The sequence below is a fragment of the Caproicibacterium sp. XB2 genome, assembly GCF_044880635.1.
GTDB classification, from domain to species: domain Bacteria; phylum Bacillota; class Clostridia; order Oscillospirales; family Acutalibacteraceae; genus Caproicibacterium; species Caproicibacterium lactatifermentans.
Map to the genome: position 1 here is coordinate 798687 of NZ_CP173227.1, position 23909 is coordinate 822595.

Here is a 23909-nt window from a genome sequence, read left to right on the forward strand (position 1 = left end):
CTTAAATACTGTTTTAAATTTTGAAATTTGACTCAGTCCATCTGTCCGACCTTGTTTCCGTTTTCATACATATCGCTCGCTGTACTTCCCGAGCCACCGCCGCCGTTGTTCGTTACCCATCCAAATCCGGGGACATAGATTTTCCCGTCTTTTTTCTGAAAGTTTTTATCTCCGGATCCCTTGCCTGGAGAAGTATCCTTCGAGCTATACGTCGGTGCCTTGGACGGATTTGTAGTGCTGCCCTGTGCGGCGGGTTTAGAGGAAGGTGCCGCGGGTTTCGATACATCGGGTTGTATCACTTGATCCGCTTTGCTTGAGGTCTCCGGTGCCTGAGAGGATGCGGACGAAGAAGGCGCCGTGCTTTCCGTTGTATTATTATCCGTCCCGATAGGTGAGACAGTCACTTCGCTGGAGGAGGCTGAAGAGGACGGTGTGACGTCAACGTCTTTGGCTCCCTCGGCCTTAAGCTGATAGGAAATCCCGATTATCACAGCCACACACACCACGCCGATGCCGGCGATAGTCAATGATCTTTTGGCTTTATCCGATAATTTCTTCATGGAGTTTGACCTCCTTTTTTCTCTTTTCCGTTTGTTTCCTCTTGTTTCACACACTATCACAGAAAGGGTAAAAAGTCTATTGCTACTGCGATTTTTTTAGAAAACAGGCATATATTTTGCCCGAACTTTCAATTTGGCGTGCATTGGAGGAAGCGTCTTACCGCCGAAGCTCACCGGTACTTCCAGTTGGATCGTCGCGTCGGCCATAAAGACCGGACTGTTGGCCGGATTGGAGGGCGCCAGAGGCGCGTTTTGTATGGTTACCGACAGGCCGGATATCTTGAATTCCTCCGCGCCGCCCGCTTCCTTCACATGGGCTCCGCTTTCATTTGTAAGGCCGAGGTTCCGATCAAGCCGACCATAAATATCGCCGGTACTGACGCTTCCGACCCAGGAAGAGCCGCTGGGCCGATATCCACCGGAATATCCCTCACGGATTCCGTGATAAACGTTGCTGTAATTGTCGGTTACGGTAGCGACGACGGCAGACTGCACCGCATCCCGGACGCCCGACGCGATGATGCATAGACGCAGGTATTCGGAGATCCCGCACAGGATGAGCACCAGCGCGAGGGCGACCGCCACAACCAGCGGGAAGGAAAACCCGCGCCGGTCTTTCAGAATATGCTTCAGTTTTTTGCGCACGTTTTCCTTCACCTCATTTCCAGTAAATTTCGCTTTTCCCGTTGGCCTTTCCTTCCAGATTGATCGGAAAACTGCCGAATCCGCCGAACAGTCCGATATTCGCCTGTGCGGACACCGTCACTGTGAATTCCTGATCGAGCGGGATTTTACCTGTCTTTGACCAGTCGACAGACGGGTGCAGCCCGGTCTGTTCCTCCAGTTCCCGCGCCCGTGCGTCCGTTTCCGTACCGACGCGGCCTGAGATCTCCGCTTCCCGGCACAGCTCCGTGGCAAAGGAGTCCAGCTGGTTTTTCTCTATATACACGGGAAACAGTTTGACCGCGAAAGCGATGACCAGCATGGCGCAGAGCACCAGCACCGCGATGTCGATATAACCTTCCCCGCGGCGGGAGCGGAGCCGTTTCAGCACAGTTTCACCCCCTGCTGTTCCGGAGGGTGAAAATCCTCGTCAAGTTCATAACTCTGCTCTGCGTCGCTGCGGTCCGCGACCGACCAGAGAACATGCTCCATATCCTCATCGGGCGCATAGGATTCTTCCTCCATCCACTGATCCCGCACAACCTCCAGAGGGTTCCGGAATCGGAGCAGATATTCCATGTCCCTGAAATGGCTGGCCCGGAGCGCCTTGTATACCGTTTTGGTTGCGGCGATTTCCTCCGCTTTTTCGATCAGGGTCGGTGTGTCGAGATTTAACCATCCCTGCACAAAGGCATTGTAATTTTCATCGAGTTTTTCCTGAAGCTCCTGCAGCGTTTTCTGATGGTCCATCTATAAACCTCCCTTCCTCACATACATGGATATATTCAGGATCCCGGGCGCCTTGTTTTCCGCTGGATGCTGTCTGCACCCGCGTCATATCAGCGGCGGTTCGCCGCTAAAACATGGTGCCGAGGGATTTCATGATTGAGATCGCCATGACGGAGAGCCATGTGAACAGGAAACACATCAGCATCACAAAGGAATAGACGCGGATCTTCGGCGGAATTTTAAGCGCCTCGCCGCGCAGCCGCTGGAGCTCCAGCGCCTTGAAGTCGTGATCGAGCATCTGGAAGTATACCGCCCCGTCGTCGCCCCGCAGCACCCCGATCAGGCCGCGCGTCACATCGGATATACGAGGCGAATTGAACCTGGCCTCAAAGCGGGTCAGCGCCGCCTCATAGGAGGAGGAGCGCATGTCGGCGGTCAGGATTCCCAGCTCATTTGCAAAGGCTTCGCCCGCATTCTGCTTGTAATGCTCCAGCATCGCCAGCACGTCGCGGCTGGATTTGAGGGATTGCTCAATGGTCGCCACAAAGCGGGGCAGCTCGCTTTCAATCTGCTCGCGTTTCGCCTTGAGCTGCTCGTCCGCCTTTCGGATTTCTTTGAAATATACAAGGGCGGCAAGCAGCATCAGCACCGGAGCCAGCAGCGGAAATAAGAACAGACAGGGGATCACAAGGACAACGATCACTCCGCCTTTCACAATGGCATACGCGGTGTAGACCTCCGGCGTCATGGGAATCCCCGCCGCTTTGAGGGTGTTCTCCAACCGGCTGCGTTTATATTCGTCCATGCGGATAAGCCTTGCCAGCTTGCCGGCACACGTCATGAGGTAAGCCTCCACGCTTTTGGCGGCTTTTTTCCGGGGCTTCCCGGCGCTCAGCAGAGCCTTGGCCGCGGCCAGCGTCGGAAGCTTCAGCAAATCGGATAGAAGGAAAAACAGCCCCGCCGCAAGCAGGGCTGCAAAAAGAAACAGCAGACCCGTCATCCACGTCACCTCCTGTAGCGGATGGGCTTTGTCAGTTTGATCACGAAGGCACTGCTGATGAAAATTGCCGCGGCACAGGCCGCAAGGACGATCTGGCCCGCGAGGCTGTGCATCAGCGCCGCGTACCAGCTCCGGTTGAGGAAATACATGAGCGGGATGTTGCCGACAACCAACAGCGCCATGATGACGAATTCCTTTCGCGGTTCAAACACCAGGTAGTCCAGCTCGGCGTTGACCACGCGGACGTCGGAGAGCTTGGTAACAATCGGCGTCAGCGTGCTTTTCAGGCTCCGATCGTATTGACACACGGCGACGGCATCGCACCATTCCTGAAACACTTCGTTTTGAATTTTGGGCTTCATCTCCCGGATTGCCGCCTCCATGTCGGGGTCGATGAGCTTGACCCGCGCGGTAAATTCCGCAAAAACATTCTTCACCGGCGGGTTCAGATAGGGCAGGTTTTCCTCTATCGAGGTCATCAGATCCTCATTGCGCAAATAGGCCGATGTGACAATGGAGAGCGCCGTTTCCAGTTCGGTAGCGACGTTCTTTTTGAAGTGCTCCGCCGTTGTCCTGACATAGAGAAACGGCAGAAACGCAAGCCCCACCGCCAGAACCGGCACAAGAAACACATTCTGCATCAGAATGGCAACGCACGCTCCGAAAGCGAAGAACAGGAGCGACGCCGCACAGACCATGGAGAAGCGTTCGCTCCGTCCGGTCATACGGAGGATTTCCTGCGCCTCGCTGATTTCACGGTGCAGGAATGACGGCTTTTTTCGCCTGGTGGTTTCATTGATCTTATCCCGGATGCTCCGGGGCCGTTTCAGCAGAAAGCCGAACAGCCCGTCCGCGAATTCCAGCGGCGAGATCTTCAGGATCATAAAAGCGCCGGCGATCAGGCCGGCGCAGGCAAACAATTCTATTGCGGTCATGCGGCCTCGCCTCCAATCTGCAGGATCCGTTTGAGGATGTCCTGCGGCATGCCGTTTTCAATGAGCTGCCTCTGCAGGCTCGGAGAGATACCCTGTACCACGCTGTGGCTGCCGCTGATGATGAACCGGCCGTCTTCGATACGGTTTTCATTGATGGCGAACTGGAAGATGGGGCGGAAATTCCTCGCGCCGTCCGGCAGGATTTCGCACTCCATCACTTCCATCACACGGCGCTGCCGGTTTTCGAGCTGTTTACAGAATACAATCAGCGGGAACGCCTCCGTGACATAGCCCATGAGGGTCGCGTCGGGCGTATCGACGGCGCGCTTGCACAGGGATACCATACGGGAATAGGTTGCCTGGCAGGAGTTGGCGTGGATTGTGGTGACGACCGCGATGCCGGTGCGGGCGGCCTCCTGCGCCGCGTCCGCTTCGGGCCCGCGCATTTCGCCAACCACGACATAGTCTGGGTTGAAACGCAGGGCGATATCCAGCAGGTCGGTCTGGTCGATGCGCTGCCGGCCGTTCTCGCTGTCGCGCGTCAGCGTGTGGATGACGCTGTTGCGGATTTTCCCGTTTGCATCCCTTCTCACCAGTGAAAGCTCGCGGCTCCCGGATTCAATGGTGAAAATGCGCTTATTGTCCGGTATAGTGGTCAAGAGCCAGCCCGCAAGTGTGGTCTTGCCGGATCCGGTTGGCCCCGCGACGCAGATGGAAACGCCGTAACGCAGGCACTCGGAGAGAAAATCCAGCATGTCCTCCGTCGCCGTGCCGAGACGGATAAAATCATCACGCCCCATGTTCTGCGGGTTGACAATCCGGATGGACGCGGCCACCGCCACGTCCTCATCCACCAGAGGATCCTTGAGCGTTGCGATGCGGATGTTTTTGCTCAAATGCCCCAGCACGGCCGGGCTGGCATTGTCGAGCACCATGCCCGATATGTGGAGCATGCGGCGGATGACGCTGACGGCGTGCGCCGGGGAATCGAAGCGTTCATCGAGTTTTTTTATGCTGCCGTCGCTGTACTGCACCTCCACGTCGTCCCAGGCGTTGACGTCGATTTCTTCAACGCCGGAGCCGAAAATGTAATGGGTCAGGAAACCGAACTCCGCCATTTCAGTGTGCAGCGCCTCTACGAGCCGGGGCTGATCCATGCCGGCGACGGCGATCCGGTTTTCCCGCACATACTGCGCGATGTACCGCTTGAGCTGCGCCTTGGATTCAAGGCCCGCCCCCGCCGAAAGCAGAGAGGCGTAGTGGGTGGAGATATACCCCTGAACTTCCCGCAGAACCTCTCCGAAGTCTCTGGATTCGTCCGCGGGTGTAAAAAACAGGTTCTGGCTGTCTGTCATATGAATGGGCTTCAAACGTCGAACACCTCCTTGCTGATTTTCTGAATTTCCCTGCGAAAGCCCCGGCTCTCCTTGAGCGACAACTCCCGGAACAGATCTCCGGCGAGCATCTGGCTTTCCAGCTCGTCGGAATGTGGAATTTTGAACGCAACGTTTCCGAGAACCTGTTCCATGTTTTCGCTGGCCTGATTGGGCTTAATGTTGCTTGCCGCCTTATACTGCTTCTCCGCATCCCATTTGTTATCTTTGAGGAGCGGAAGCTGGGAGGACAGGTAGCTGACGGATTTCAGATCGCAACCAACCAGCCGCAGAACGGCGTCGGACTCCATGAGCGCCACCGCTGACAGGATGTCATGGGCGATGGCGCTGCCGCAGTCGATGATTACATAGGGCGCGACCTCCCGCAGACCGGCGATCAGTTCCGCCGCAAGCTCGGAGGTATATGGCGGGTAGGTAAAGACGTTTTCTCCTTTGCGCATTCCGAGAATACTCAAGTGGCTGATGCGCTTATGGGTGATGCAGTTGTGCCGGATCAGGCTTGCGGTGATATGCGAAGCGGCAAGGACACTCCCAAGGGAGCACTCGCACTCAAGGTCCGCGGGCGGGCAGATGCAGGGCAGCATGGGAACCGTGCTGTCACAGAGCAGAAGCAGCACGTTGCGGCGCTGATCCGTCAGGTATTGGGCCAGCTTGACGCTGACCGTGGTTTTTCCGGAGGAGGGGCTTCCCCATACGGCCAGAATTTGTGCGGAAGGCTCCGGCTCGGGATCCGCCTTGGACGCGCCGGAGCTCCGGGAGAAAAGGCTTCCGGTCTGAAAATGGAACATTACTGTCCCCCCTCGCCGGAGAAAGCGGCGGTCTGGGAAGAGCTGCTTTCCTGAGCCGGGCCGGAGGAATCCGTCAGCGCCGTACTGGAGGCGTCCGGGTACAGCTCTTTCAGGGCCTTGTCCTGTGCGTCCAGGAATTTCTGAGCGTTGTCCTTGCTGCCCCGGTAGACAAGGGCAAGGTGCAGTTTCCCGTCCGCGTCCAGCCCCGCGAGGATGGCGCTCTGCTCCGGTGTCGCCAGCAGGGTGACGGTGCTTGGCAGATTCTTCGCATCATTCGTCGTTGTGCCGCCCGACGATGCGTTCTGGCCGATGTTTGCATTGGCATCCGCGCCCTCACTGGTGGTCACGCCGATGACTTCCACATACTGCAGTTCCTTCGGAGTGACGGTGCTGCCCTGGTTCTGGTAGTCCGGGGCGAGGACAGACACAATATCTCCCGGCAGCAGTTTGCCTGAAACCCCTTCCGCAAGGGTTTTAAGCGTCACGGAAATAGCCTGCCTGCTCCCGTTCAGGGCCGACAGATAGGCGTTTGACACGGTAGGAGTTCCGGTGACTTTCATGCTGAGGATATAGTCGCCGGGAACGAGCTCTGCGGCGGCGTATTTTCCGACAACACTGTCCGGGCTTTTCAGTACATTTGAAGGCAGGTTGTAACCGCCGACTTCCAACGTCTGCACCATGTCTTTGGTAATCTGCTGCCCGGCCTGGATGTCCTTCGTGACGCGCACAATGCTTGTCTTATGCGAAACCCCGGCGTTAAAAAGGGGCGTGACCGCAAAGCAAATGAGGAGTGAAAGCAAAATGCAGAGCGCCCCGAGAACGGTGCGGTTTTTGAAAAAGCTCACGAGATAATCCCTCCAATATTCATAGAAAATAGGCCGCGATAAAGCCGAATGAGATAAAAGGCGCAAGGGGGTACGGCTGGTTCAGCACCTTTCCATGCGGCCTGTACTTCCGATAGATCCGACAGCCAACGTAAAAAAAGAGCATGGAGCTGTAGGCGATGATCTGTGCCCACAGCCCATGCTCAAATCCAACGACGGACCCGGCCGCGATTGTCAGCCATACGTCTCCGAAACCCAGCCTGTCCTTACAGATCAGGGCGAGGATAAAAATTGGGGCGCCCGCGAGGGCGCCGAGCAGCCTGATCGGGTTAAAGACGAGGAGCCCGGCCAGGAATATGCCGGGAATGTCGCCCCTCGGGATCTCCCTGTTTTTGAGATCGCCGGCAGCAGCCGCCGACAGCAGAAGAAAAAAAGCGGCGGTTCGTATCCAGACCATGGCCTTTACCCGGCATAATTGAACATATCTTTGATTCGCTGGGTCACGGTCGGCAGAATCGTATTGCCGAACAGGGCATACAGGCCGGCGAGGAGCAGCGCACCGATGACGACGGCAATCAGGATTTTGATGGCGCTGTCAACGAATCCTTCCGCCTTCCGGGAGGATACTCTGGCATAAAACCGGAGCAGCTTGCACGCGAACTCCTTTTTCGCGCTGGATATTTTCTTTTTCATGACATACCTCCGTTATTCTGTTTATACTTTGGGGCGAAAAGATGGCGGGCGTCACACGCCCGCCATCTGCATTCCGGCTTCCTGCTTCGGAGCCTCGGGAAGATGCTGCCTGAGGGCTTCCTTCTGCCCCTGGATCAGCGCCTGGTGATAGGCGTCCAGCACCGCGCCGTTGAGCTGCTCCCGGAATTTCTTGGTGACCGGGAAGCAGATGTCCCGGTACTCGCCGTTCCCGGCCCGGTAGCTCGGCATGCTCACGAACAGCCCCTTGCTGCTTTCGAGCACCTTGACATTACGGATAGCAAAGCAGCCGTTCAGGTTGACTGAAGCGTAGGCTTTGACATTGCCCTCCGGCCGGATGGAGCCGATTTTCACATCCACCTGCATGGGCTGCGCCGGACTTTCGGGGGCGGCGGCCGGTACATTCTGCAGTTCACTCATGACTTGTTCCTCCTGTGTTTTCAAATTTGGGTATAAAAAGACAGCCTTCCGCTGTCAGTGGAAGAAATCCGTTTTCAATCTGTAAGATCGAAAAACAGCGAAAGGCTGTGAACCGAAGTGTAGGCTTTATCCCAGGCAAGACCGTATTTCGCCGTTAACTCCAGTGTTCCCGCGGCGCCGTTGGGGTTCAGGACACCGAGAGGAGTCTTGTCTGTGATATCTGAGGCATAGAGCGGGGCTGTCCGGTCGATCTCCGACCATGTGCCGCTTCCGGCTGCTGTTTCCCTGATCCCAAGCCCGAGGGCAATATTCGATCTGGTCTGCACGGTTGTCAGCTTGCTCCAGTCCGCATACTTGGAGGGCGATACGTCGTTCAGCGTGAGCGAGCCTCCGGTGGATGCGGACAGGCTTTGAACGGAAACCCGAATGGGGATCGTGGAATTGTTGACGATTTGGACATCTGGCGCCGTAAAAGGAGCCGCGCTGTTGGGGTTGATCGCATAGCCGACGCTGACCGGATGTGTGACGGAAACGAGCTCGTCCACATGATAGGTCGAGACTGCTGAAACATTTCCTACGTTGTCGGCAGCGGCAATGTGAACATAAAAACCGCTGCCGGATGGCCGCGCAAAAGTGTAACTTCCTGCTGTGGTGGTGATGGAGCCGTCAGGAACCCCGGATGGGTTATTGTCGACGGCAATGGAGTAACCCTTCATCCCGCTTTCGATGCTGGTACTGATGGTAGGCGAATCGTATTTCATACCATCGTTTTCACCGGTGCTTTCCACATAATACTGATAACCAGTAGCATTGTCCTGCGAGGAGTAGCTGACCGTGTATTGTGTTCGCCCGGAATTATGGGTGATGCCTGAAATGGCTGGCGCATCCGGTGCGTCCAGATCCTGCCCCTTGTGATCAGACCAACTCGTATCGGTGGTGATCTGGCTTAAATAGAAAAGCGTGTTCGCCGTCACCCGCTGCTCATCGGGGGTAGCGTCGCCATTGGAGTGACCTGTCTGGATCATTGCGGCATTGCTCCAACTGGTGAGATAGAAATTGTTGGTGCCCAGACCCGAGGTAACAAGGGTGCTGTTCGGATAGGTAAAAGGCTGCTGGTAGGTCATCCAGATGTCGCCGAAGGCCATCTGGTTGGAGTGAGACATCGGCACGTTCAGCACCGTGCCGATGTCCCCAACCTGCCAGGGGTAGTTGGTCAGCAAGCCTTTTTTGAAAACCTTGATCTGCGTATTACCGAGTATCGTGTAATGGCTGATGGTCTGAATATTGCAGTAATGGGCCAGCTTAAAAAAATTCGGCATGGAGATGGTGTCGTTATTCACCATCGTATCATGTCCGAAAAGAACCCCTCTGCCGGTTTTTATGAAAGCATCGGTAACGGTTTCCGCCGCAGCGGAGAGATCCTCGCTGGCAAAAGCGTCCCACGCCCCGAAATAGAGGGTATCGTACTTATAAGTCCCATCTGAATTTTTCAGGTATGAATTTGGGCTTGCGTTGAAACTGGTGATGGATACAGGGTCGACCGAAATCAAGCCTTTGCCGAAGCCTTTGGGGTCGTATTGGTTCGGAGTTTCCATCCATATTTTCAGCGATGCGGATTTCGGAAGGGTATAGTTCTGCCCCTGCCACGTTGTAAAGGTCACGGTCGGCGTCACGTCGGGGTAGATGTTCAGCACTTTCACGCTGGCCTTTGATGGAATACTTTGGAACGTCGAATCATGGGATGATTTGCTGTACAGCATGTAGCTGTACGGCTGGCTTTTGTCGCTGTTTGTCCAGCTCAAAGCAACATAATTTGCTGCGGGATTCGGCGTTGCAGAAAGTGTCAGGGTGGTTGCCGCGGAGGCCGTGATGCCGGGCAAAATGGACGTGAACAGGAGAAAGCAGGCAAGGAGCGGGACGCAACACAGGCGCTTGAAGCAACGCATGAAGAGTTTGACCTCCTTTCCGTGGGACAGACAGCGGCCGGAAACTGTGTGCCTCCGGTCGCCTGTCCGTTATCGGTTATGTGAGCTGGAATAGGAACACGAGGCTGTGGTTTGCGGTGTAGGCTGCGTCGAAGGCAAGGCCGTAATCCGCCGTAAGCGTCAGGATCCCGGTCGTGGCGGGATTCAGCGATCCGACCAGCAGCGGCGACGGGGTGGTCGCCCAATGGGTGGCGGTGCTGTAACCGGAGTTCCAGCCGGTGGAGTCCTTCGCTTTCACGCCGAGCGCGATGTATTTTTTGGAATCCGCGTTGTTCAGTGTATTCCACGACTTGGACGCGGGGTCGACATCGGTGAAGGTTAGCGTACCGCCGGATGCCGCGGTGAGGGACTGAACGGTGACGTTGACCGCCGTTTTGGTGTTGTTGGTGATCCCGATGTCCGGCGAAGTGAATGTGCCGGTGTCGGGGCTGATGGCGTAGGCGACGTTGATGGGGTGCGTCACGCTGATCGTCAGCGGCGAAATGGAGCCGTTGATGGTTACAGAGCCGGTGACGCTGCCGGTTCCCGAGTCGGTTGTGGTGGTCGCGGCAAACGCCGGAACCGCCGCGAGGGAAAGCATAGCGAGGGTGACGATGCCCGCAAGCAGTTTTTTGATACCCTTTTTCATTATGGGGAATCCTCCTTATAAATCTGATTGTAAGCCGGAAATCCGGCTTTATGAAACGGTGAGCTTGAGGCGGTAATCCGCCTGACCAAGCAGTGACTTGGTATCCGTGCTGTAATATTTGATATTTGCGATGACGTCGTAAGTACCGGAGGCTACTTTCTGGGAGAGGGTGATCTGCTCAATATGCTGGCCGGGATAGATCGGCACCGATTCCGCGACGGTCTGTCCGTTCAGTATGACAGCGCACTGCTCAATCACCTTGTTGGATGCCGGGTTCTCCACCGCCCATGTGCCGACTGTTCCCTTGACGCCGCTTGAAAAAGCGATCTGCTCGCTCACCTTGTCGGTGACTACGACCTCCTTTTTCCGCAGCTCGGACAGGATCTCCTGCCGGGATTTTGGGACGTACCCGCCCGGTAAGGCGTTGCCGTTATCGTCGAGGGAAGAAGAAGGGGCCGATTGGCTGGATGGGGACGGGCCGCCATCATTCGGTGTCCCGGCATGGCAAAAAGAAAAAGTGATGCCGATGATCGCAAGCAAAAGGATGAGCAGGATAATCAGCAGCACCCTTTTGCGCTTTTTATTTTTTTCCTTTCCGTCGTTGTTTTCGTGGTTCATTCCACACCTCCGTATTTTGTTTGAAATTTTGTAGCGCTCTTCAAGGACTCAGGGCGGGTCCCTGGCGCATCTCCTGCCCGGGTGGGCCAAATCCGATCTCTTTAAAGCCGAAATGGTCGATATAGTGGAAGGAGCTGCCCGTTTCGTCGTACAGCTCCACCACGTCCGACATGGAAAGGCTGTGCCCCTCGTAACCGGGCGGATGATCGACGTTGAATTTGGTGTAGAGTTCCTCCAGATCGTTGGTTTCCACCTGCCCGTCGTAGGCAATCTGGTAATTGCCGGGATCCGGCTCGCCGAAGTTCTTCAGCAGCTCGTCGTAGCCGACGAATTTCATGCGGACATCCACGTCCGGCTTCAGCTGCCATATCCGGCAGCTTTTCAGCGGCGGGCGGTCGGGGAAACCATGGGCCCGCCCGGCTGCGGGGACCTCCGCGCCCGCCGCCGAGGTTTCTCTCGCGGTGGTGAGTCGGTCGTAGACACCGTTGGTCCATAGAGTCTCGAGCTTCTCCTTTGCAAGAAAGTCCGAGAGTTCATCGCTTTGGAAGATGGGGTCGACCACGGCCCTGCCGTTTTCCACATAGCCCGCTTCATTGCTGTAATACAGGACGCGGCCGTTTCGGATTTCAATATTCTTCATTGCCGGATCGCCTCACTTTCTCGGAAACTCACGGTTTCATTTCCATCCCGCCGGACTCGGGCGCGTTCGGCGGCGTTTGTTCTTTATTAAAACGCTCGATGTCCTCCCGCGTGGGGAAAGTGACTTTGCCTGCGGTCATCTCGAACACACAGCTGTCTTCGCTGTCGCAGATCATGACGCGGTGCTGGTATCCGCGCTGCGTGTCGATGTACTCCCGCACCTCCATCTCATCGGAAAGAGGAACACCCGCGGCATAGCGCCCGTCCGGCAGGAAGCAGTAACCGAAAAATTGCGGCGCCTTGGGAACCTCCGAATCCAGGGGCCGGATCTGTGACAGCTGAAGCCGCGCGCGGTCGGGAAGCAGCTCGGTTTTCAGCAACCCAAGGATTTCGCTGCGTTTCCGGCGAACACATTCCCCGTTGGCGAGGGAAACGGCGCGCACGGAAGAACCGTCGGGCTCGTCCGGGCCGCTGCCCCATCCGCCTTCGCAGAAGAGGAGATGACGGATACCGCGCTGATCTTGTGGCAGTGCTTCCGGCTTGAGGACGACCACAGTTCCGGCAATGAACATGCCGGTTCCGGTTTGGACGCAGTCTTCCCCGCCATAGGCCGATTTCTCATCCATGGCGGCCTTCCTTTCTCTGCTGGATCAGCTCCAGCAGCCGGGCGGCGATGGCGATCTGGCTATCCTCCGGCATCTCCCGGATGGCGGCGTGCACGAATGCTTCCACCGCCTCCGGAGATTTGTCCCCAACCTCGACGATGTTGACCTTTTTGACCGACACCCGGCCGTTCTGAACATCCAGACGGACAATGTCGCCGTAGTCCATGCCCGCGGCTGAGCGCGCTTCCCGCGGGATCAGCACGCGCCCCTTGGCGTCGAGGATCTTGTAAATCGGCTTATTCACGGAAATAACCTCCTTCCCGCATCACATTCCGAACCGTGCCGGGGTTGAATCCGAGATCACCGCACAGCCTGCGCAGATCGTCCGGCAGACTGTCGAGAGGGTTGAGACGGCCGGGCGTTTCGTCCGAGGCCGTAATGACGATCTTCCGCTCGCCGCAGACGGCGTCAAGCTCGTCGCCGGCGCGGAACCCCGCCTGCGCCAGCATCTCCCCGGGAAGCACAACTTCCTCCAAAGCCTCGTTGTCAGCCGGATCCTGTTCATCCTCCACGCCGTGGCGGGAAACAAACTCCCGCCACAGAGCCTGCAGAGTGTGCGAATCGTCGCAGATCAGGGCACGGATTTCATCGCCGGGGGAAAGTTCCAGCTGAATGGAGACTTCCTCGGGAATTCTGAGGCGCCCTTTCCGGTCGACGGCGGCGCTGGTTTCAAGTAATCTCATTGCATTTTCCTCCTTGATTTGAGCCGTTTGGTCATAAAACTTCATGCGCGGATTATCGCGCGCCACGATGGATGCAAAAGAGGCGGGAGCGCATGAAGTTTTTGCGCATGTGGCGCGGTTGAATTTATTTTTTTGCTATGCTTTTGCATAGCAAAAAAGGCCGGCGTCGGACGAACCGAAGAGATTCATCTGCACCGGCAGTTCGCGCAGTCTTTCACTGGTGTCATAGTTGGCGATAAGGACTTCGGCGTATTCGCAGCCGCCGTCATACCGCTGGGCAAGGTTGCTCAGGCGGCTGATCGCCTCGATCTGAAAGTCATGGTAGAGCTCACGGATGAATGCGCAGTCGTTATAGCTCACCAGCCATTTCCCCTTGCAGGAAGCGAGCGTGTCCCGCAGACGGTAATGGTCCTCGAGGCCAAACGCCACGGCGTAATGACCTTCCGTCTGGTAATACGGCGGGTCGCAATAATAGAAGGCGTCATCCCGCTCGTACTGCCGGATGAGGGCCTCAAAGTCTTTGTTCTCTATAACCGTGTCGCGGAGCCTCCGGCTGCCTTCCCACAACAAATGGAAGGTCTTGCGGATATCGAAGGGCTGGCAGCCGTAGCTGGTGCAGCCGCTGCCGTAGCTCAGGCGGACGAGTTTGTAAAAGGCCGCGGCCCGCTTGACGTCATTCATCGTTGCGTTTTCGAGCAGGATCGGCTTGATTTCCTCATACTCCGGAGGAGCCAGGTAACGCTCGGCGATCTCCAGTTCCTCTTTCAGGTAAGGGCTGGTGAATTCCTCTTTTTCGAGGTACCTTTTGAGGACGCCGAATTCGTCCCGCCCGTTAAGGGGCAGAAAGTTCAGTTCCTTCAGAAGCGCGAACGGGCGGTCGCGGACGCAGCGAAAAAGGTTGACAAGATTGGCATTGAAGTCGTTATACACCTCCATAGCGGAGTCGGGCCTTCGTCCGAACAACACCCAGCCGCCCCCGCCGAACACCTCGACATATCGTCCTATCTGAATCGGCATCCGCTGGTAGATCTGGTCGCGCAGGGCTTTCTTCCCGCCGATCCAGCTGATGATGCTGTTCACTTGCGCCGCCTTCTTCCATCGCGGCGGTTCATTTCTTCCTCATCCGTGCGTATGCAGGTCCCGTCCGTGTTCCAGCAGATGAAGCCGATTCCGGGGTACGGGCAGCCTTTGCAGCGGGACAGCTCTTTGGGAAGCGGGAGGGTTACCGGCTTCGGAGGGCCCGCCGATCCTGTTCCGGGATTTTCTTTTGTTTTCTGATCCATGGTTCATCTCCTTATAACGGAAGCGGCGCTGCCTTTTTGCAAAGGCGGCGCCGTTTGTTAACCGTATTCGATTGTCCTGCCAACACTTTTCCTCCTGAAACAAAAAAGTGCCTTTTGATCTTCGTTAAAATCAAAAGGCGACGCAAAGTTTATTCTGTTTACGGTTGCACATCTCTGGATAATAGTATGATTCATTTACCTCATTTCCATTTGCGGTTCGGGTCGGTTCAGGCACTGTTCCACCGTCTGACCGCCCCGTGCGACGAGAATGCCGTATTCGGTAGAGGAAGCCTTGTCGTGCTCCATGAGCTTTTCACCGTAGTAACAAAGGGCAGCATCGCTGGCAAACAGTTCTTTTTTCAGCGGGATCGTACATTTCGCAAGCTCCGCTTTCGCGTAATCCGCAGGGGTCGCGGTCTCCCGCAGAAGCCTGAATTCGTCAGTCTGATACGCGAGGTCGAGCGCTTCCTCCAGAGAGATGTCCCTGGGCGCCGACATCAGCATTGCCTTGCAAATGGGGACGCCGCCCTCGCGGTCAAGATGCCGTAGCTGTCCTGCCAGCTCATTGACCAGACCGTAGCAATCGCCATTTGTTGCTTCCAGCTCATCTGTGATTTTCTCCGTCAATTGCGGAATGGCGCAGTCCACGGCGACAAACGAGCAGTCCTCCGGCGATATCGCGTCCACCTCCTTCACCGCTTGAAAAAGCTCCTGATCGCCGGCGGGCAGCTTCAGAAGTGCGGAGAGACCGTTGTCAGATTCGGGATCGTTGAAATGCCCTTTGGTCACGCGCAGGAGCACCGTGTAGTCCGGCTTCTCGGCGGGGACGGCCTCTCCGCTCTGATACAGCCGCGCGATCATACCGTTCTGCACCACATAGCCGTGCGGGGTAAAGACGCCGCCTTCGCCCTCGCGCATCTCTTTTCCGATCTTGCCGAAGTCCAGCCATGCGTAGATATTGTCCGGCAGGCTGTCCAGTTGCGGCACGAAGCCGTTTTCCGCATAAAATTTGCCGAGGGATTCGTCGTTGTGTGCTTCGTAGGCGATCTGACAGTGCTCCATACTGGCGGTCATGTTGATCAGCCGCTCCACAGGGATCAAAGCATAGCTGTTCTGGATAGCATCCATCATCACCATCCCCTCGAAGCAGTCCAGCTCCCAATCGCTGAGTGAGGCCAGCCGCTGGGAGAGATGGTTCATTTCATACAGGTTGGAGCTGGGGCTGAGAAATTGGGGCAGGTAGTCCAGCTCGCAGCGCAGGATTTCCGTGGAGTAGATAACCCGTTCGTCGGTCACGCGCGCCCTGTCCAGTGCATCCAACAGCTCATAGGGGGTGGCGGGCAACGCAATTGTCGACGAAGTATTCGAGCCGAACGTACCGGGACGGCTGATCTCCAGCTCCATGATTCTTTTATTGTTGATCAAGCCGCATGCCTCCCATCTGCTGGCTCTGCTCCAGCTCATCCTGCGTCATGATGTTCCAGCCTTTCTCGCTGCTCCACAGGCTGACGTAAATCTCACCGTCCGGGGTCTTGATCGGCCGCTGCTCAAATCCTTCCCCAAACCCATCGGACGCCTGGCCGGAGATGTTCCCCTTTAGCCGTTCCAGTTCCTCAGCTGTCAGTTCGCTCTTGATGCGGCACTCAGCGACTCCCATCAATTGGCCCTGGACACGTTCCACCGTGAAAACATAAGACCTCACCTTGTCGTTTACAGCGTCGTCCGCGCCATAGTATTTCATGAGGCCGCGCTCCGCTTCCTCCGGCGCGCGCTCCTTCAGAATGGCGGCGAGGATATGATCCTCATAGGGAAGGACCGTCCGGCTGTCAAGCTCGACGGGATCGTTGTCCATGTCGCCGTATTCGTCGCGCTCATAGGTGGTGACGGTGAGCGGCATGTAGAGCTTGAGAGTCTGGAGCGGCCGCGGAATGACGGAAAAGTGATCTTCACTGGGGATGAGCGCGAGGGTGCGGCCGTTGTCCCAATTTATCTGGAACTGGCCCGCGTCGTCGATGTACTCGAGCGTCCCCTCGGTGCCGGGCGGCACGGGGGAATAGGGATCGTTCATCTGTGCGAGCCGGATACGTGTGCCCGGCGGGTACTGCTCGCGTAAAAACTCCAGCCATTTCGGATGCTGTCTCATCTCATAAGCCTCCCATCGTGATGCCCTGTTCGGGCGTCTGATCCCCGATTCTATCTTCAAGGCCGCAATCCTGCGCGGGCGTTTTCTGTTTCATATTCACCCTCTGTACCCGCAGATCGAAAGCTGTCAGGTACGCCTGATAATCTCCGGGACCGGGATTGCACCGCAGGCAGTAGCGGTAATGCTCCGTTTCCACGATGTAGCCATAGTTCTGCCGCCCGCCGCCCTCGATCTGGCCGCCATGCCCGCCGCAGTAGCCGGACATGGTGCTGAGACTTTTCAGCGGACCGGTTTCCTTCAGTTCATTCACCAGCTCTTTCATCTCCGCTTTGAATTCGGGGCTGTTCAATTCCTCGTCGCCCCTCGGCCACCATGTGTGCCAGAACTCCTTTCCTTCACCGCCGAAATCGATCCGCATATGGCCAATGGTTCCAAGCTCCGCGTCCCGTCCTTTCGGCAGGGCGAAAAAAAAGCCCGCCTCACTGGGAGAGGCAGGCCGCAGAATAAACTTCCGGTCGTCGGGTGGGAGCCTGAGATTTTGCTTTTCACAGAATTCCGGGAGCGTCAGACATTCACCGAGAAAGTTGAGGCCGCCGCGCAATCGGCGAAAGCCCTCCCTGGGAATGGTGATTGGCTCGGCTGTCAGCACCGTACCGGCGTGATGGACGGCCACCCGATTTTCCACCGTCGTCGGTTTTCCGGGGTCACGGTCCGAGCCGTGCAGGTCATAGCAGTGAAAGCCTTCCGGCACGGTGCCGCGGTCAATGCGGGAATTCGTAAAAAGCGCGGGCCGGCCGAACAGCTCCACATGCTCATATTCTTCTTCTCTGGCGTTTACGCTCACCAATATTCATCTCCTTTTTTTGATTTGTCAAGCACACAAGATACCACGAAGAGAACGGAATAGCTACTCCATTTTTATAACGCCCGCGATTATTAGGATTTTCGCGTTTGGATATAAAAAAAGAGCTATGTCCTCCAATTGGAAAACATAGCTCTTTCCTCGCTTTTGGTAATGGGATTGCTCTATGAAAATGAGGATATCAGGGAGTACCCATCATGCGATGACTGATCTCCGCATTCCCCTGATATTTATCAAGTGCCCAGTCGCTGTAAGATAAAACGCAAGCCACAAGGTTTTGGCCTTGTGGCTTATTGTTTTTGGTGGAGATAAGCGGGATCGAACCGCTGACCTCCTGCATGCCATGCAGGCGCTCTCCCAGCTGAGCTATACCCCCAAATATTGGAAAGCCCTTTACTGATGCGGCTTTCCGGGCTATTCGATTTTTCGCTTGTTCCTGACTCTGAGGTGTTGCTTACCGGATGCCCTGCGCTCCCAGCTGAGCTAATACCCCATATCATAGCTGTACTTTCTTGAAACAGCTTATACATAATAACACATATATATAGAAAATACAAGCTGTTTTTTCAAATTTTTTAAAATTTGAAAGCCGTTTTTTGAAAAAGAACAGTGCATAATAAATACAAGGCTCTTCCCACAAACTGATGCAGGAGCAAAATGAAAAAATGTATAGAGCGGGCATTTTCTGATGTTTGGTCTTATTGAAAAAATATTTTATTTTTTTTCAAAAAAGGGCTTTACAAATACCATGGGATGTGCTATTCTATAGCCATGGAAAGAGAATAATTATTATTATCGTTTTCATCTGCCGCTCCTTTACACTCTATGTTCTGCATGATACAATATCTAACAGAAAATATGTATTTGATGGAGTATTGTCACATGGAAAAAAAGCAGAATTTCAGCCGTAAAAGAGAAGCAATTCTAGAAACACTGAAGGCGACCAAAACACACCCGACAGCGGAGTGGGTATATGAACAACTGAAACCGTCTTTCCCGGACCTTAGCCTCGGAACTGTTTACCGCAATCTTGGCCGTTTTAAAAAGAACGGAACCATTATTACAGTTGCCGTTGTCAATGGACAGGAACGGTACGATGCAGATGTTTCTCCCCATTCGCACTTTGTATGTACACACTGCGGCGCTGTTTTGGACATCAATATGGAGTTTCTAGGACCGGAAGACAGCGCAAAGGTTTCCCGTATGCTGGGAGCCAAGGTGGAAAGTCACCAAATTGTTTTTCGGGGACTGTGTGCCGCCTGTGCTGCTGAATGCAAGACCAATCAGGGCGCATAAAAGCCCTGTATTCCTTACCAAATAGTCTAAATTTATTTTTATTATTGGAGGTATTGCTATGAAAAAATGGGTTTGTTCTGTATGTGGTTATGTTTATGAAGGTGACCAGCCGCCGGAGAAGTGCCCACAGTGTGGTGCACCGAAGAGCAAGTTTAAAGAGCAGGTTGCTGCAGCTGGCTTTGCCTGTGAGCACGAAGTGGGTGTCGCACAGGGCTGCGACCCGGAAGTCTATCAGGGCCTCAAGGACAACTTTAACGGCGAGTGCAGTGAAGTTGGCATGTACCTTGCAATGAGCCGTCAGGCAGAGCGCGAAGGTTATCCGGAAATTGCAGAAGCCTATAAACGCTACGCTTTTGAAGAAGCAGAGCATGCTTCCAAGTTTGCGGAGCTACTTGGTGAGGTAGTCACAAAGAGCACCAAGAAGAATCTGGAAATGCGTGTAGAGGCAGAGGCCGGTGCCTGCGCCGGAAAGCTGGCGCTTGCCAAGAAAGCAAAGGCATTGAACTACGATGCTATCCATGACACCGTTCACGAAATGGCGAAGGATGAAGCCCGTCACGGTTGTGGCTTTAAGGGACTTCTGAAACGTTATTTTGGGGAATAAAAAACGCCCTTTCTGTAAATCTTCATAAAAGCAGCTCCAGCCGCAAAACAGCTGGAGCTGCTTTTTGTGTGCAGCCACAAAAGTACCAATTTGACGTCGCCTAAAAGCGTGCAGGCTTGTATATCTATGAAAAATATGCTATTCTGTTGTATGAATTTGAAACAAAAATGCACGACGAACTGCGTTTGTGCGTACAGGAGGACAACAGATGAGGGACTGCTTAGTCATGCTGACAAAGACTTTTCCATTTGATAAAGGAGAAGAATTTATAGAAAATGAGCTGCCGGTTCTGGCAGAAAAGTTTGAGCATGTTTTTTTGATTGCAACCAGTACAGCAGACAACGCTGTACAGACGCGGCAGGTGCCGCAGAATGTAACGGTTTACCATATCCCGGCCAGTCAAGTAAAGCGGTATCTGCCGGGCGCGGCGGCCCGTCTGCTGTTTTCTCCCAGTATGCATGGATTTATAGAGCGGGACGAACTAAAGCAGGCACATGCAAAACTGAAATCGTGGGCATTTTTTTATTACTTTATTGCAAAGAGTGAAGTGCTGTTTAGTATCTGCCGCCGCATTCTGCTGGCGCACCGCATGAAAGCGTATGATGGTATCACATTTTATGCGTATTGGTTTTATGATGTCGCGGTTGTTGCCAATCAGCTGAAAAAATACTGCCCTGCACAAACAAGCAAAGCGGTGTGCCGGGCACACGGATATGACCTTTATCAGGAACGGCAGCCCAGTGGTTTTCTGCCGCTGCGTCCTTATCTGTTGAAAAATTTGGATGCGGTTTATCCCTGCAGCGAAAATGGAACCCGCTATATTCTACAGCACTGGCCTGCGGGAAAGGGAAAGGTGCACACCGCATATTTGGGTACACGTGACTATGGATTAGGTCCAGTGCCACGGGAAGACTGTTTCCACATTGTTAGCTGCTGCCACATTTCTCCGGTAAAACGTGTGGAATTGTTGGCACAGGCACTTTCTTTGCTACAGGGAAGCGGACTGAAACTAAAGTGGACGCATATTGGTGACGGCGATACACTGAAAGAATTGCGCAACTTCGCAAAGGAACACCTTGCTTTTATGGAAACGGACCTGCGCGGTGCACTTCCAAACCAGCAGTTGATGTCTTTTTATCAGTCCACCCCGGTCAGCTTGTTTGTCAATACCAGCAGCAGTGAAGGCTTGCCGGTTTCGATTATGGAGGCTTCCTCTTTTGGCATTCCATCCATAGCAACAGATGTAGGCGGCACCAGTGAGTTGATACGCACAGGGGAGACCGGGCAGCTGCTGCCCGCTGATTTAACACCGGAAGCATTGGCAAAGGCAATTCGGGATGCGGCTTCTCAGTCTGCCGAAAAAATGGCTGCTCAGCGCAAAGCCTGCCGCGCAGTTTGGGAACAATCTTTTCAGGCAGATAAAAATTTTGCGGCATTTGCGGAAAATATTTTGCCTTTTTAATAAAATCGGGAATAAAAAAGTGACTGTACGCCCTGTTTTTAGGGGCCGTACAGTCACTTCTTTATTTTTACGCAGTCAGGCGAAAGCAAGAATGCCTGAAACGATTTCATCTACGTGCATGCCGCGGGAACCCTTTACCAGAATGGTATCGCCTGGCTTCAGCAATTTGCGCAAATAAGCCCCTGCTTCTTGATTGCTGCTGCAAACAGTGCAGGGAAGGCTGGAATTAACCTCATGTGCGCCTTCTGCAATTGCCGCGGCTTCTTTGCCGATTGTAACCAGTACGTCCACGCCGGCCTGTGCCGCGTGTCTCCCACAGTCCTGATGGGCACGGCAGGAAGCGTCCCCAAGCTCCAGCATATCCGCCAGTACAGCGACACGCCGGTGTGGAAAACTGCACAGAACATCCAGAGCACCGCGCATAGCGTCCGGACTGGCGTTGTAGGAGTCATCAATGACGGTCATGCCGCCTGCCTCATGTATTTGCTGGCGCATGGCCAGCGGCTGATACTTGGCAAGTTCAGCCGCTGCATCCGGCAGAGAAACGTGCAGAATGTCGGCTATTGCCAATGCAGCAAGCGCATTGGTCACCTGATGCATACCGAGTACTGGAATGGTAACCGGCAGGCTTTTCCCATCGTGCTGCATGGAAAAGTGCATACAGCCGTTCTGGCTTTCCACCTGCACGGCCCGATAGCTGCACCACGGTGATGTACCCACAAATTCTGTATGGAACGGCAGCTTCCCGCGCAGGGTAGCGAGCATTTTATCATCACCGTTCAGTACCAGTACGGACTGCGGTGTAAAGCCGTCCGTGATGTGCAGCTTTTCCCGCATGATGTTTTCCTGTGTATGCAGATTTTCTATATGAGAGATACCGATGTTCGTCATAACCGCAAACTGCGGTGCCGCAATCCTGGCAAGGCGGGCCATTTCACCGAACTGACTCATTCCCATTTCCACAACTGCTGTTTCCGTGTCTGCGTTCAGCTGGAACATGGTTAGCGGCACACCAACTTGGCTGTTCTGGTTTCCCTGTGTTTTCATTACGTGATAGCGGGCGGAAAGCGCCAGGGCCACCATTTCCTTAGTCGTCGTTTTGCCGACACTGCCGGTTATGCCGACAACTGGGCCGGTATACCGGCGGCGGTAGGCGGCCGCCAAACGCTGTAGGGCAGCTGTTGTATCCGGCACAGCTATGAGTGCGCTGCTGTCCGGCGGAACAGCTGTTTCTTCCTGCGTAAAGGACGCCGCTGCACCCGCGGCAAAAACAGCTGGAATATAAATATGTGCATCTGTTTTTTCGCCCCGAATGGGCACAAACAAGGAACCGGGGCACGCCTCCCGGCTGTCGGTTACAATGGAAGTAATCCAACTGTCCGCATTTCCGCAGAGCAGCCGTCCGCTGCTCATTTCTGCTGCTTCTCTGACTGTTATTTTCATATTGCAAAATCCTTATCTTTTTCCCGCAAAAGCAGGAATTTCAAAAATGTTTTAACAGCAAAATGGCGCAGCCCAAAACGCTGCACCATGTTTATGCTTTTTAGTATTCTGCCGGAAGTTTTCCTTCCTCCTGCAGAATATCATGAATTACATCCCGTTCATCAAAGGGATATTTAACTCCCTTGATTTCCTGGTAATCTTCGTGACCCTTGCCCGCCAGGACAACAACGTCGCCTTTCTGGGCGTTGTCTATGCAGTACTTGATAGCCTGTTTGCGGTCCGGAACGACAATATACTTGCCGGTTGTCTTTTTCAGGCCCACTTCAATATCGGCCAGAATATCCATCACATCTTCATACCGGGAATTGTCCGCGGTAATCACGGAGAGGTCGGCCAACTTACCGCTGACTTCACCCATTTCGTAGCGGCGGAGTTTCGGGCGGTTGCCGCCGGCACCAAACATACAGATAAGGCGATTCGGGTGATATTCCCGCAGTGTTGTCAGAATGTTTTCCATGCTGACGGCGTTATGTGCGTAGTCAATCAGCAGGGTGTAGCCGCCGGGAACTTCCACCGGCTCCACGCGTCCCTTTACCTTCACAGTGTCCAGCCCTTTGCGCACGTTGTCCAATGCAACACCGAACTGCTGACAGACAGCTACAGCACCGAGTGCGTTATAAACGTTAAATTTACCGGAAATATCAATGCGTACACGCCCCTGCATACTGCCGCACAGGTCAAAGGCAATGCCGAGGTAACCGGGCTGTGACACCAGTTCCGGACTTTCAGCATGCAGCTTGGCTTCCGAACCAAAGCCATAGCTTGTCAGTTCACAGGTATGTCCTGCGGTAATGCCTTTCCAGTTTTCGTCATCGATATTGATGACACCTAGACGGCATTTCTGGAACAGCATTGCTTTGCAGGCCATATATTCCGCCATGTCCTTGTGCTCCAGCCCGCCGATATGGTCCTCGCTAAAGTTGGTAAACAGCCCAATATCAAAGGTGAAACCGTCCACACGGTGGTCACGCAAGCCTATCGAACTGGCTTCCAGCACACAGGCACGGCAGCCAGCGTCTACCATCATGCGCATAAATTTCTGTATGTCGTATGATTCCGGCGTTGTGTTATTGGTTTTAATCAGCTGGCTGCCGATGACTGTACCAATCGTTCCGATAATGCCGGTCGTAATGCCTGCGGCTTCCAAAATGGAATGAATCATATAGGTAGAAGTTGTTTTCCCTTTGGTGCCCGTGACACCAATAACCTTCAGCTTTTCCGCGGGATGACCGAACCATGCTGCCGAAAGCAGTGCCAGTGCCTTACGCGTATCTTCCACACGAATTTCCGTGCAGGAAACCGGTGCAATATCATGCTGTGTTACAACGGCGGCCGCGCCGCCCTCCGCTGCCTGTGCAGCATAAACGTGACTGTCCGTCTTACTGCCCACCAGACAGACAAACACACAGCCCGGCTTCACCATGCGGGAGTCATAAACAATGCCGGTTACCGGTGTATCGACCGGTCCAGTCACTTTACATGGCATATCTTCCAGCAGTTCTTTGATTGTCATT

General features: G+C 54.6%; 29 protein-coding genes and 1 tRNA gene. 3 read left to right on the plus strand and 27 right to left on the minus strand.

The genetic code is table 11. The features are described from left to right. Nucleotides 1–32: 32 nt before the first annotated feature. The 25 genes from ACIHKT_RS03815 to ACIHKT_RS03935 all read right to left on the minus strand — a co-directional run bounded on the left by ACIHKT_RS03815 (nt 33) and on the right by ACIHKT_RS03935 (nt 17906). The gene (locus ACIHKT_RS03815; RefSeq protein ID WP_086035617.1) at nt 33–560 is read right to left on the minus strand and encodes a DUF6550 family protein; all 528 of its coding nucleotides are present in this window, start codon (nt 558–560) and stop codon (nt 33–35) included. Nucleotides 561–656: 96 nt separating this feature from the next. Then, the gene (locus tag ACIHKT_RS03820; RefSeq protein ID WP_086036839.1) at nt 657–1205 is read right to left on the minus strand and encodes a hypothetical protein; all 549 of its coding nucleotides are present in this window, start codon (nt 1203–1205) and stop codon (nt 657–659) included. Nucleotides 1206–1218: 13 nt separating this feature from the next. Further along, nucleotides 1219–1614 (minus strand): DUF4320 family protein, encoded by a 396-nt coding sequence (locus ACIHKT_RS03825; protein ID WP_086035618.1) that lies wholly within the window; start codon nt 1612–1614, stop codon nt 1219–1221. Further along, the gene (locus ACIHKT_RS03830; RefSeq protein ID WP_086035619.1) at nt 1608–1973 is read right to left on the minus strand and encodes a hypothetical protein; all 366 of its coding nucleotides are present in this window, start codon (nt 1971–1973) and stop codon (nt 1608–1610) included. The genes ACIHKT_RS03825 and ACIHKT_RS03830 overlap by 7 nt, the downstream gene beginning before the upstream one ends. 106 nt (nt 1974–2079) lie before the next feature. After that, nucleotides 2080–2952, minus strand: coding sequence for a secretion protein F (locus ACIHKT_RS03835; protein WP_086035620.1), 873 nt, complete (start codon nt 2950–2952; stop codon nt 2080–2082). A gap of 5 nt (nt 2953–2957) precedes the next feature. Beyond that, complete coding sequence (locus tag ACIHKT_RS03840) at nt 2958–3887, minus strand: type II secretion system F family protein (RefSeq protein WP_404352791.1); 930 nt, start codon at nt 3885–3887, stop codon at nt 2958–2960. After that, nucleotides 3884–5242 (minus strand): CpaF/VirB11 family protein, encoded by a 1359-nt coding sequence (locus ACIHKT_RS03845; RefSeq protein ID WP_086036840.1) that lies wholly within the window; start codon nt 5240–5242, stop codon nt 3884–3886. Before ACIHKT_RS03845 ends, ACIHKT_RS03840 begins: the two co-directional genes overlap by 4 nt. An 11-nt stretch (nt 5243–5253) precedes the next feature. After that, nucleotides 5254–6069 carry an AAA family ATPase gene (locus ACIHKT_RS03850; RefSeq protein ID WP_086035622.1) on the minus strand — a complete coding sequence of 272 codons (816 nt, stop codon included), beginning with the start codon at nt 6067–6069 and terminating at the stop codon, nt 5254–5256. Continuing rightward, a complete protein-coding gene (gene cpaB, locus ACIHKT_RS03855; protein ID WP_086035623.1) occupies nt 6069–6914 on the minus strand; it encodes a Flp pilus assembly protein CpaB in 846 nt (281 codons plus the stop codon). Before cpaB ends, ACIHKT_RS03850 begins: the two co-directional genes overlap by 1 nt. 19 nt (nt 6915–6933) lie before the next feature. Continuing rightward, entirely contained in the window at nt 6934–7350 is a 417-nt protein-coding gene (locus tag ACIHKT_RS03860; RefSeq protein ID WP_086035624.1) for a prepilin peptidase, read from the minus strand. A gap of 5 nt (nt 7351–7355) precedes the next feature. Beyond that, complete coding sequence (locus tag ACIHKT_RS03865) at nt 7356–7586, minus strand: DUF6133 family protein (protein ID WP_086035625.1); 231 nt, start codon at nt 7584–7586, stop codon at nt 7356–7358. 51 nt (nt 7587–7637) lie between these two features. Next, nucleotides 7638–8024 (minus strand): SpoVG family protein, encoded by a 387-nt coding sequence (locus tag ACIHKT_RS03870; RefSeq protein ID WP_086035626.1) that lies wholly within the window; start codon nt 8022–8024, stop codon nt 7638–7640. 74 nt (nt 8025–8098) lie between these two features. Beyond that, nucleotides 8099–9970: a DUF5057 domain-containing protein gene (locus tag ACIHKT_RS03875; protein WP_174403170.1), complete on the minus strand. Its 1872-nt coding sequence runs from the start codon at nt 9968–9970 to the stop codon at nt 8099–8101. Between the two features lie 76 nt (nt 9971–10046). Then, a complete protein-coding gene (locus tag ACIHKT_RS03880) occupies nt 10047–10637 on the minus strand; it encodes a hypothetical protein (RefSeq protein WP_174403171.1) in 591 nt (196 codons plus the stop codon). 48 nt (nt 10638–10685) lie between these two features. Then, nucleotides 10686–11255 (minus strand): hypothetical protein, encoded by a 570-nt coding sequence (locus tag ACIHKT_RS03885; protein ID WP_174403172.1) that lies wholly within the window; start codon nt 11253–11255, stop codon nt 10686–10688. A 40-nt stretch (nt 11256–11295) separates the two neighbouring features. Continuing rightward, the gene (locus ACIHKT_RS03890; protein WP_086035630.1) at nt 11296–11895 is read right to left on the minus strand and encodes a YodL domain-containing protein; all 600 of its coding nucleotides are present in this window, start codon (nt 11893–11895) and stop codon (nt 11296–11298) included. A 28-nt stretch (nt 11896–11923) separates the two neighbouring features. After that, complete coding sequence (locus tag ACIHKT_RS03895) at nt 11924–12520, minus strand: hypothetical protein (RefSeq protein WP_174403173.1); 597 nt, start codon at nt 12518–12520, stop codon at nt 11924–11926. Then, nucleotides 12513–12803 (minus strand): AbrB family transcriptional regulator, encoded by a 291-nt coding sequence (locus tag ACIHKT_RS03900; protein WP_086035632.1) that lies wholly within the window; start codon nt 12801–12803, stop codon nt 12513–12515. The genes ACIHKT_RS03895 and ACIHKT_RS03900 overlap by 8 nt, the downstream gene beginning before the upstream one ends. Beyond that, nucleotides 12796–13242: an AbrB/MazE/SpoVT family DNA-binding domain-containing protein gene (locus tag ACIHKT_RS03905; protein ID WP_174403174.1), complete on the minus strand. Its 447-nt coding sequence runs from the start codon at nt 13240–13242 to the stop codon at nt 12796–12798. Before ACIHKT_RS03905 ends, ACIHKT_RS03900 begins: the two co-directional genes overlap by 8 nt. A gap of 135 nt (nt 13243–13377) precedes the next feature. Further along, nucleotides 13378–14322, minus strand: a complete 945-nt coding sequence (locus ACIHKT_RS03910; RefSeq protein WP_174403175.1) for a DNA adenine methylase — start codon at nt 14320–14322, stop codon at nt 13378–13380. Beyond that, nucleotides 14319–14525 carry a hypothetical protein gene (locus ACIHKT_RS03915; RefSeq protein WP_086035635.1) on the minus strand — a complete coding sequence of 69 codons (207 nt, stop codon included), beginning with the start codon at nt 14523–14525 and terminating at the stop codon, nt 14319–14321. Before ACIHKT_RS03915 ends, ACIHKT_RS03910 begins: the two co-directional genes overlap by 4 nt. A gap of 195 nt (nt 14526–14720) precedes the next feature. Beyond that, nucleotides 14721–15950, minus strand: coding sequence for an antirestriction protein ArdA (locus ACIHKT_RS03920; RefSeq protein WP_404352797.1), 1230 nt, complete (start codon nt 15948–15950; stop codon nt 14721–14723). Next, the gene (locus ACIHKT_RS03925) at nt 15937–16668 is read right to left on the minus strand and encodes a DUF4314 domain-containing protein (protein ID WP_174193227.1); all 732 of its coding nucleotides are present in this window, start codon (nt 16666–16668) and stop codon (nt 15937–15939) included. Before ACIHKT_RS03925 ends, ACIHKT_RS03920 begins: the two co-directional genes overlap by 14 nt. A gap of 1 nt (nt 16669) precedes the next feature. Beyond that, on the minus strand, nt 16670–17512 hold the full coding sequence (locus ACIHKT_RS03930) for an LPD28 domain-containing protein (RefSeq protein ID WP_086035638.1): 843 nt from the start codon (nt 17510–17512) through the stop codon (nt 16670–16672). Nucleotides 17513–17830: 318 nt separating this feature from the next. After that, nucleotides 17831–17906, minus strand: a tRNA-Ala gene (locus ACIHKT_RS03935). Between the two features lie 506 nt (nt 17907–18412). Here ACIHKT_RS03935 and ACIHKT_RS03940 point away from each other — a divergent pair. The 3 genes from ACIHKT_RS03940 (at nt 18413) to ACIHKT_RS03950 (ending at nt 20892) form a co-directional block, all read left to right on the plus strand. Then, a complete protein-coding gene (locus tag ACIHKT_RS03940; protein WP_086035639.1) occupies nt 18413–18826 on the plus strand; it encodes a transcriptional repressor in 414 nt (137 codons plus the stop codon). 58 nt (nt 18827–18884) lie between these two features. Next, a complete protein-coding gene (locus ACIHKT_RS03945) occupies nt 18885–19430 on the plus strand; it encodes an NADH peroxidase (RefSeq protein WP_174193223.1) in 546 nt (181 codons plus the stop codon). Between the two features lie 208 nt (nt 19431–19638). Beyond that, nucleotides 19639–20892, plus strand: coding sequence for a glycosyltransferase (locus ACIHKT_RS03950; protein WP_086035641.1), 1254 nt, complete (start codon nt 19639–19641; stop codon nt 20890–20892). Nucleotides 20893–20967: 75 nt separating this feature from the next. Here ACIHKT_RS03950 and murF read toward each other — a convergent pair whose 3' ends face one another. Then, nucleotides 20968–22335 carry a UDP-N-acetylmuramoyl-tripeptide--D-alanyl-D-alanine ligase gene (gene murF / locus ACIHKT_RS03955; RefSeq protein WP_086035642.1) on the minus strand — a complete coding sequence of 456 codons (1368 nt, stop codon included), beginning with the start codon at nt 22333–22335 and terminating at the stop codon, nt 20968–20970. Between the two features lie 100 nt (nt 22336–22435). Beyond that, nucleotides 22436–23908: a UDP-N-acetylmuramoyl-L-alanyl-D-glutamate--2,6-diaminopimelate ligase gene (locus ACIHKT_RS03960; protein ID WP_086035643.1), complete on the minus strand. Its 1473-nt coding sequence runs from the start codon at nt 23906–23908 to the stop codon at nt 22436–22438. Between the last annotated feature and the right edge of the window lies 1 nt (nt 23909).

Coding starts and splice junctions, on each gene's coding strand:
- ACIHKT_RS03835 (WP_086035620.1), bottom strand. CDS start 2,952: ATGACGGGTCTGCTGTTTCTTTTTGCAGCCCTGCTTGCGGCGGGGCTG.
- ACIHKT_RS03815 (WP_086035617.1), bottom strand. CDS start 560: ATGAAGAAATTATCGGATAAAGCCAAAAGATCATTGACTATCGCCGGC.
- ACIHKT_RS03940 (WP_086035639.1), top strand. CDS start 18,413: ATGGAAAAAAAGCAGAATTTCAGCCGTAAAAGAGAAGCAATTCTAGAA.
- ACIHKT_RS03840 (WP_404352791.1), bottom strand. CDS start 3,887: ATGACCGCAATAGAATTGTTTGCCTGCGCCGGCCTGATCGCCGGCGCT.
- ACIHKT_RS03925 (WP_174193227.1), bottom strand. CDS start 16,668: ATGAGACAGCATCCGAAATGGCTGGAGTTTTTACGCGAGCAGTACCCG.
- ACIHKT_RS03875 (WP_174403170.1), bottom strand. CDS start 9,970: ATGCGTTGCTTCAAGCGCCTGTGTTGCGTCCCGCTCCTTGCCTGCTTT.
- ACIHKT_RS03870 (WP_086035626.1), bottom strand. CDS start 8,024: ATGAGTGAACTGCAGAATGTACCGGCCGCCGCCCCCGAAAGTCCGGCG.
- ACIHKT_RS03945 (WP_174193223.1), top strand. CDS start 18,885: ATGAAAAAATGGGTTTGTTCTGTATGTGGTTATGTTTATGAAGGTGAC.
- ACIHKT_RS03890 (WP_086035630.1), bottom strand. CDS start 11,895: ATGAAGAATATTGAAATCCGAAACGGCCGCGTCCTGTATTACAGCAAT.
- ACIHKT_RS03830 (WP_086035619.1), bottom strand. CDS start 1,973: ATGGACCATCAGAAAACGCTGCAGGAGCTTCAGGAAAAACTCGATGAA.
- ACIHKT_RS03960 (WP_086035643.1), bottom strand. CDS start 23,908: ATGACAATCAAAGAACTGCTGGAAGATATGCCATGTAAAGTGACTGGA.
- ACIHKT_RS03845 (WP_086036840.1), bottom strand. CDS start 5,242: ATGACAGACAGCCAGAACCTGTTTTTTACACCCGCGGACGAATCCAGA.
- ACIHKT_RS03850 (WP_086035622.1), bottom strand. CDS start 6,069: ATGTTCCATTTTCAGACCGGAAGCCTTTTCTCCCGGAGCTCCGGCGCG.
- ACIHKT_RS03885 (WP_174403172.1), bottom strand. CDS start 11,255: ATGAACCACGAAAACAACGACGGAAAGGAAAAAAATAAAAAGCGCAAA.
- ACIHKT_RS03895 (WP_174403173.1), bottom strand. CDS start 12,520: ATGGATGAGAAATCGGCCTATGGCGGGGAAGACTGCGTCCAAACCGGA.
- ACIHKT_RS03880 (WP_174403171.1), bottom strand. CDS start 10,637: ATGAAAAAGGGTATCAAAAAACTGCTTGCGGGCATCGTCACCCTCGCT.
- murF (WP_086035642.1), bottom strand. CDS start 22,335: ATGAAAATAACAGTCAGAGAAGCAGCAGAAATGAGCAGCGGACGGCTG.
- ACIHKT_RS03865 (WP_086035625.1), bottom strand. CDS start 7,586: ATGAAAAAGAAAATATCCAGCGCGAAAAAGGAGTTCGCGTGCAAGCTG.
- ACIHKT_RS03915 (WP_086035635.1), bottom strand. CDS start 14,525: ATGGATCAGAAAACAAAAGAAAATCCCGGAACAGGATCGGCGGGCCCT.
- ACIHKT_RS03860 (WP_086035624.1), bottom strand. CDS start 7,350: ATGGTCTGGATACGAACCGCCGCTTTTTTTCTTCTGCTGTCGGCGGCT.
- ACIHKT_RS03905 (WP_174403174.1), bottom strand. CDS start 13,242: ATGAGATTACTTGAAACCAGCGCCGCCGTCGACCGGAAAGGGCGCCTC.
- ACIHKT_RS03950 (WP_086035641.1), top strand. CDS start 19,639: ATGAGGGACTGCTTAGTCATGCTGACAAAGACTTTTCCATTTGATAAA.